The organism is Phenylobacterium sp. (assembly GCF_044371015.1).
In the GTDB taxonomy this organism is placed as follows: Bacteria; Pseudomonadota; Alphaproteobacteria; order Caulobacterales; family Caulobacteraceae; genus Phenylobacterium.
This window is the reverse complement of record NZ_JBILUK010000255.1, coordinates 1-4,383: the sequence shown is the minus strand read 5'-3', so window position 1 is coordinate 4,383 and position 4,383 is coordinate 1. Positions and strand designations below refer to the sequence as shown.

7 protein-coding genes are annotated in these 4,383 nt (G+C 67.4%); 4 read left to right on the top strand and 3 right to left on the bottom strand.

The window, feature by feature from the left end; genetic code table 11:
• Positions 1 to 215: 215 nt before the first annotated feature.
• The 4 genes from dapA to ACIQ3R_RS15725 are packed head-to-tail and all read left to right on the top strand — an operon-like array spanning position 216 to position 3,169.
• Positions 216 to 1,100 carry a 4-hydroxy-tetrahydrodipicolinate synthase gene (dapA, locus tag ACIQ3R_RS15740; RefSeq protein ID WP_397419802.1) on the top strand — a complete coding sequence of 295 codons (885 nt, stop codon included), beginning with the start codon at positions 216 to 218 and terminating at the stop codon, positions 1,098 to 1,100.
• A 4-nt stretch (positions 1,101 to 1,104) separates the two neighbouring features.
• Positions 1,105 to 1,563, top strand: coding sequence for an SsrA-binding protein SmpB (gene smpB, locus ACIQ3R_RS15735; protein ID WP_397419801.1), 459 nt, complete (start codon positions 1,105 to 1,107; stop codon positions 1,561 to 1,563).
• Positions 1,564 to 1,565: 2 nt separating this feature from the next.
• Entirely contained in the window at positions 1,566 to 2,297 is a 732-nt protein-coding gene (locus ACIQ3R_RS15730; protein WP_397419800.1) for a GNAT family N-acetyltransferase, read from the top strand.
• A 26-nt stretch (positions 2,298 to 2,323) separates the two neighbouring features.
• On the top strand, positions 2,324 to 3,169 hold the full coding sequence (locus tag ACIQ3R_RS15725) for an aminoglycoside phosphotransferase family protein (protein ID WP_397419799.1): 846 nt from the start codon (positions 2,324 to 2,326) through the stop codon (positions 3,167 to 3,169).
• On the opposite strand, the gene ACIQ3R_RS15720 is transcribed toward ACIQ3R_RS15725, so the two are convergent.
• The 3 genes from ACIQ3R_RS15720 to ACIQ3R_RS15710 form a co-directional block, all read right to left on the bottom strand.
• A complete protein-coding gene (locus ACIQ3R_RS15720) occupies positions 3,162 to 3,500 on the bottom strand; it encodes a nitrile hydratase accessory protein (RefSeq protein WP_397419798.1) in 339 nt (112 codons plus the stop codon). The two genes, ACIQ3R_RS15725 and ACIQ3R_RS15720, sit on opposite strands and share 8 nt — an antisense overlap.
• Positions 3,487 to 4,137: a nitrile hydratase subunit beta gene (nthB, locus tag ACIQ3R_RS15715; RefSeq protein WP_397419797.1), complete on the bottom strand. Its 651-nt coding sequence runs from the start codon at positions 4,135 to 4,137 to the stop codon at positions 3,487 to 3,489. The genes ACIQ3R_RS15720 and nthB overlap by 14 nt, the downstream gene beginning before the upstream one ends.
• A partial coding sequence (locus ACIQ3R_RS15710; protein WP_397419796.1) for a nitrile hydratase subunit alpha occupies positions 4,134 to 4,383 on the bottom strand: 250 nt, incomplete at its 5' end. The genes nthB and ACIQ3R_RS15710, both read right to left, overlap by 4 nt.

Genomic DNA, 4,383 nt, shown 5'->3' with positions numbered 1-4,383 from the left:
GGGGTCCGTCGGCTGGGCGCGCGCCATGGTTGTTGCGACGAGCGCCGCACCGCCGATCAGCATGAACTTGCGAACGCCAGGCGCCACTCAGCCCTCCAGAAGCGAACTCCTGCACGGAATCGGCGTTGCGGGCCAACCCCGCGCCGCCATAATGTCCGGCCAATTCTAAACGTCGCCTCAGTCGGCGACCATTTTACGGCCAATTGCTCACCGACATGTCCGATCCCTTCATTTGCGGCGTTCTGCCCGCCCTCGTTACTCCGTTCCGCGACGGCGCGGTGGATGAGAAAGCCTTTGTCGAACTGGTTGAGCGCCAGATCGCCGGCGGCGTGCATGGCTTGGTGCCGGTCGGCACAACGGGCGAGACCTCTACACTGTCTCATGATGAACACCGCCGCGTGGTCGAACTCTGTGTTCAGACGGCGCGAGGCCGCTTGCCTGTCGTCGCCGGCGCCGGCTCGAACTCGACGGCGGAGGCGATTGAACTCGCCCGGCATGCCAAGACCGTTGGCGCGGATGCAGCCCTGGTGGTCACGCCCTACTACAATCGCCCCAGCCAGGAGGGGCTCTATGCTCACTACCGCGCCATTAATGACGCCGTTCAGCTGCCTATTCTGGTCTACAACGTGCCGGCGCGGACCAGTGTGGATATCTCCAACGCGACGCTGGAACGGCTCTCGAAGCTGCCCAACATTATCGGGATCAAGGACGCCACAGGGGACCTGCCACGCGCCAGTCTTCAACGGCTGGAGTGCGGGTCGGACTGGGTGATGCTGTCGGGCAACGACGACGGTGGACTAGGCTATATGGCGCATGGCGGTCACGGCTGCATCTCGGTGACCTGCAACGTCGCACCGGAACTCACCTCGAGGTTCTACAGCGACTGCATGGCGGGCCGTTGGGTAGAGGCATTGGCGGGGCAAGATAGGCTGATCCGCCTGCACAAGGCGCTTTTCGCCGACGCTTCGCCGGCGCCGACCAAGTTCGCCCTTTCGCGTCTGGGTCTGTGCACGGACGAGGTGCGTCTGCCGCTGACGCCGTGTTCAGAGGCGGCGCGCGCCGAGGTGTTGGCGGGCATGGCGGCAGCGGGGATCGGATGAGATCATGGCCGGCAAGCTGATCGCGGAGAACCGGCGCGCGCGGTTTGATTACTTCTTGGAGCAGAGTGTCGAGTGCGGGATCGCCCTGACCGGTTCGGAAGTTAAGAGTCTGCGGAACGGCAAAGCCAACATCGCAGAGAGCTATGCGGCGGTGGAGGGGGATGAGATCGTGCTCGTGAACGCCGACATCCCGCCCTACGCCCAGGCCGGCCCGCACTTCAATCACGAGCCCCGCCGGCATAGGAAACTGCTTCTGAAGCGGCGCGAGATCGACCGGTTGATCGGCGCGGTGCAGCGGGAAGGGCGCACTCTGGTGCCGACCAAGCTCTATTGGTCAGACAAGGGAATGGCCAAGTTGGAGATCGCCCTGGCCAAGGGGAAGAAGGTCCACGACAAGCGCGAAGCTACCGCGGAGCGTGACTGGCAGCGTGACAAGGCTCGGCTGCTTCGGGACAAGGGCTGACCTTGCGCCTCTCCCCCCCTGACATCGCATCGCTGGAACGGGCGACGGTCGAGGCCTTCGCGCCCGTGGAGTTGGTGGAGATTGGTGACTGGCTGGTCCCTCTGGACACCGGAACGATCGCGCGGGCCAAGAGCGCCGTGCCACTCCACCATGCGGTCGGGCCCGAGGCGATCCCGGAGATCGAAGCGGCTTATCAGGCGCGCAGCTTGAAAGCTGGCTGGCGCGTAGCCGAGGCGCCGGGCTTGCGGCGCACGACCGCGGAACTGGCTCGGAAGGGCTACCAGAGCGAACAGCCGACGCTGGTGATGGTGGCCGACGCCCATGATGTCGCGGCCATTGCACCGCCCTTCGCCGATCTTCTCGATAAGCCCGACAAGGCCTGGGCCGAGGTGTTCGCGGGCGAGGGGTTCGACGCCGATGACGGCGCCTTCCGCGTGGCCCGGCTCAGCCAGGCGCCGGATGCGCTCTACGGGGCGGTACGCGAGGGGGGGCGTACAACGGCCGTGGGGGTTGTCAGTTTCGGACACGGTTGGGCCGGCATCCACGGCATGCGAACGTCGTTGGACCGACGGGGCGCCGGGCTGGCCAGCCGCCTTATTGCGCTGTTCGGCGCCGCGGCCTTGGCGCGACAGGTGAGCCGGGTGGTCCTGCAGGTGGCCGAAGGAAACAGAGCCCAGGCGCTCTATCGCCGCGCCGGTTTCCAGGAGGCCTGGCGCTATCGATACTGGAAGTGAGCCCTCCGGAGATCGATGAGGACTTGGTGCGGCGGTTGGTAGCGTCGCAGTTCCCGCAATGGGCTGACCTGCCGGTGCTCTCGGTTTCAACCCAGGGGTGGGACAATCGTACATTTCGGTTGGGCGCGGTTTTCTCAGTGCGTCTGCCAAGTGCGCCTCACTACGTGGCGCAGGTAGAGAAGGAGCAGGCTTGGTTGCCGCGACTGGCCTCGGGATTGCCGCTGCCGATTCCGGCGCCGGTTGGGATGGGCGCCCCGGGTGAGGGCTATCCCTTCCCCTGGTCGGTATACCGATGGCTGGAGGGCGGGAGCGCTGCGAACGCGCCGCCGGCGGATGCCGAGGCGTTCGCGCGAGACCTGGCGGGGTTTCTCAAAGCATTGCGCGGGTTGGACGCCGCCAACGGACCAGCCGCCGGGCGGCACAGCTTCCATCGCGGCGGGTCGCTGCACCTCTATGACGCCGAGGTCAGGGTGGCCTTGGATGATCTGGAGGCAGCGATCGACCGTGCGGCTTGTGAGCGGATCTGGTCCGAAGCACTGGCGAGCGCCTGGGAGCGGCCCGGCGTCTGGGTGCACGGGGACGTGGCGGCCGGAAACCTGCTGCTTCGCGACGGTCGACTGTCGGCCGTAATCGACTTCGGTCAGCTGGCGGTCGGCGATCCGGCTTGCGACCTTGTGATCGCCTGGGTTTTTCTGAATGGCGCGGCGCGGACGGCGTTCCGGGACGCCATAGAGCTTGATGACTCCACCTGGGCGCGGGCGCGGGGCTGGGCGCTTTGGAAGGCGCTGGTGATGATAACCGGCCGCTCCGGGGCCGTGCCGGGCGAGGTCGAAAGACACCGGCGGGCCCTCGCGGCCCTGATCGCTAGCTAAGCGCCACAGGCTTGCCGTGCGGGGTCGTCCGGTAGGCTTGGTCCCAGGCGGCTTTGCGCGCGCCGAGTTCAGCCGGGGCGGCGAGGCCCCGTGCGGACGCGAGCGCCTCCAGCGCCGCAACCCAATGATCATAGTACCGCCCGCCGTCGTCCGAGGGATCGGACGCCAACTCGCGCGCCAACGCTTGCGCCCAATCCGCCCACGTGAAGGCGCCTTGAGCGTGGAGTTCGAGCGCCAACGCAAAGGCCTGGGCCTGCCAAGGCTCAGCGAAAACCGGGCCATCTGCGTCGCGCGGCAGGCGGGGCAGGGCGGCGAGGTCAGGCTGGCTCAAGATAGACTTCCCAGAGGTCGAGGCTGACCGTGTCATGCCCGTTGGCCCCAGGGCCCCAGAGTTCGCGCGCTGTAAACCGCACGGTGTGAAGTGGGCAGGGCGCCTCGCCCCGGCCATGAGCGTTGCTGTCGGGGAGGACGTGGGCGCCGTGGCTCAGGACCACCACGCCCTCGCGGCCGCGAGCATAGCGCGGCAGGCGGGTGTGGCCGCCAGGGTTCAGGTTGCGGGTGCGCACCCGGTCGCCGATCGCGAACGCGGGTGGCGCGGCCGTGCGGCGGAACGAGCTGGCATGGGTCAGCGCGAGCGTCACGTCCTCGGACTTGAGGCGCGGTGTGAACTTGGGTTGAGCCGGATCGGCGCGACCGGAGGCGAGTTCCTCGGGCGTGACTAGGCCGTCGGCCAGCAGCAGAGCTTCGAGGCCGGTCAACCACTTCTCGTAGTAGGTAAGGCGCAGATACTCCGGACCCGGGATCAACTCCCGCTGATGTCGGCCTCGGTCTATATTGCCCCGGGTCGGCGAGGCGATGGTGAGGGCGTGCACGCGCGCCTCCCAATCGTGATGGAACACCGGCGGCTCGGGCTCGGGCGCGACCGGCCCCAGGCCATGCATGCCCCCCATGTCGTGCGCGCCGTTCACAACCTAGCTGTCCCGATCATTCCATCGCGGGTGACCAGGGCGGCTAGGGCCTCGGCGTCGAGGCCCTCGGTGTCGGCCGGACGCTCGGGGATTACGAGGTAGCGGACCTCTGCCGTGGAATCCCAGACGCGGATCTCGGTTTCGTCCGGCAGCACCGTACCGAACTCAACCAATACGCCGCGCGGATCGATCACCGCGCGGCTTCTATACGGAGCGGACTTGTACCAGACCGGCGGCAGCCCCAGC

Bases quoted from the DNA above. Each gene is read 5' to 3' on its own strand.
- dapA (WP_397419802.1), top strand. From the start codon at position 216: ATGTCCGATCCCTTCATTTGCGGCGTTCTGCCCGCCCTCGTTACTCCG.
- smpB (WP_397419801.1), top strand. From the start codon at position 1,105: ATGGCCGGCAAGCTGATCGCGGAGAACCGGCGCGCGCGGTTTGATTAC.